This is a genomic window from Pseudomonas sp. NBRC 111127 (assembly GCF_001320345.1).
In the GTDB taxonomy this organism is placed as follows: domain Bacteria; phylum Pseudomonadota; class Gammaproteobacteria; order Pseudomonadales; family Pseudomonadaceae; genus Aquipseudomonas; species Aquipseudomonas juntendi.
Window position 1 is genome coordinate 1 of record NZ_BCBD01000341.1, and the last position, 834, is coordinate 834.

General features: G+C 67.7%; 1 protein-coding gene. It reads right to left on the reverse strand.

Annotation, left to right across the window (positions count from 1 at the left end):
- The coding region (locus tag APH30_RS27335; RefSeq protein WP_156326760.1) for an AMP-binding protein at positions 1–834 on the reverse strand (834 nt) is incomplete at both ends.

The following is an 834-nucleotide window of genomic DNA, read 5'->3' on the forward strand; positions in this document are numbered from 1 at the left end:
GGATCTTCACCTGATGGTCCATCCGCCCGACGTACTCGATCACCCCATCGGCGCGCCAGCGGGCCAGGTCGCCACTGCGGTACAGCCGCGCCCCGCTGTCGCCGAACGGGTCGGGAATGAAGCGCGTGGCGCTGAGCCCGGCGCGCTTGAGGTAGCCACGCGCCAGGCCCTGGCGGCCGACGTACAGCTCGCCGACACAGCCGGCAGCCACCGGGTTGAGGTCGCTGTCGAGCACGTACAGGCTCTGGTCCGGGATCGGCACGCCAATCGGGCTCGACGCGCCCTGCGCCAGGTCAGCCAGCGACAATGGACGGTAGGTCACGTGCACCGTGGTTTCGGTGATGCCGTACATGTTGACCAGTTGCGGCGCACGATCGCCGAAGCGCTCGAACCACGGGCGCAGGCTGCCGACCTCCAGCGCCTCGCCGCCAAATACCACGTAGCGCAGTTGCTGGTCGCTGCGCTGGCCTTCGGCACAGGCCACCTGCATCAGCTGGCGGAACGCCGACGGCGTCTGGTTGAGCACGGTCACCCGCTGCTCGCACAGCAGTTGGTAGAAGGCCTCCGGCGAACGGCTGACATCCTGCGGCACGATCACCAGGCGGCCACCATGCAGCAAGGCGCCGAACAGCTCCCATACCGAGAAGTCGAAGGCGTAGGAGTGGAACAGCGTCCAGCAGTCCTGCGGGCCGAAGCCGAACCAGCCGTCCGTGGCCTCGAACAGGCGCAGCACGTTGCGGTGCGGCAGCAAGGTGCCCTTCGGCTTGCCGGTGGAGCCGGAGGTGTAGATGACATAGGCCAGGTTATCCAGGCCCACCGCGACGTTCGGGTTGA